The organism is Allokutzneria sp. NRRL B-24872, from assembly GCF_002155965.1.
Classification (GTDB): Bacteria; Actinomycetota; Actinomycetes; order Mycobacteriales; family Pseudonocardiaceae; genus Allokutzneria.
Map to the genome: position 1 here is coordinate 1 of NZ_MUMH01000239.1, position 644 is coordinate 644.

At 71.7% G+C, this 644-nt stretch carries 2 protein-coding genes; both read left to right on the forward strand.

Features of this window, described 5'->3' with window-relative positions; translation table 11 throughout:
* On the forward strand, nt 1–168 hold a 168-nt coding region (locus tag CCN37_RS36840; RefSeq protein ID WP_143262003.1), incomplete at its 5' end, for an NlpC/P60 family protein.
* Between the two features lie 13 nt (nt 169–181).
* Complete coding sequence (locus CCN37_RS36845; protein WP_086829999.1) at nt 182–547, forward strand: YbaB/EbfC family nucleoid-associated protein; 366 nt, start codon at nt 182–184, stop codon at nt 545–547.
* Nucleotides 548–644: the final 97 nt, after the last annotated feature.

Genomic DNA, 644 nt, shown 5'->3' on the forward strand with positions numbered 1-644 from the left:
CCGCCGGGACAGCTGCTGCCGGGCGACCTCGTGGTGTGGCGCGGCCACGTGGCGATGTGCATCGGCGATGGACAGATGGTCGAGGCCGGGGACCCGGTGCAGATCCGGCCGCTGCGCACGACCAACTCAGGCATGCCGTTCGTCGGCTTCTACCGGCCGACGGGTTGAGAGCGAGCTGATCATGGACGACGTCACCCGCGCGGCAGCGGGCATCAAGGCCACCGAGCAACGCCTCGCTCGCGTCGGACCCGTCATCGGCAGAGCGACCTCCGGCGACGGCGAGGTCGTGGTGGAGGTGACACCCGGCGGAGGTCTGCGCGATGTCCGCATCGGCCCCGCCGCGCTGCGGATGAACACCGACGCGCTGGCGCGGGAGATCCTCGCGCTGGCCAGGCGAGCGGAACGGGTCGCGGGTGGACAGTTGCACCACGCGGTCAGCGGCGTGCTCGACCGAGCGGCGCAGGAAGAGCTGGTGGCGCTGGGCATCGAGCGCGCGGAGGACGAGGGTGACGACGAGGCCGGTCCGCTGCTGAGGAGGCCGTTGTGAGCACACCAGAACTGATCGCTTCGGCGGAGCAGATCCGGGACAAGGCAGCCGAACTGGAGCGCGCGCTGGCCACGGTCACCGCGACCGCGGCGAGCGC

What these genes read in the sequence shown, in the direction of transcription:
- CCN37_RS36845 (WP_086829999.1), top strand. Translation starts at nt 182, where the DNA reads ATGGACGACGTCACCCGCGCGGCAGCGGGCATCAAGGCCACCGAGCAA.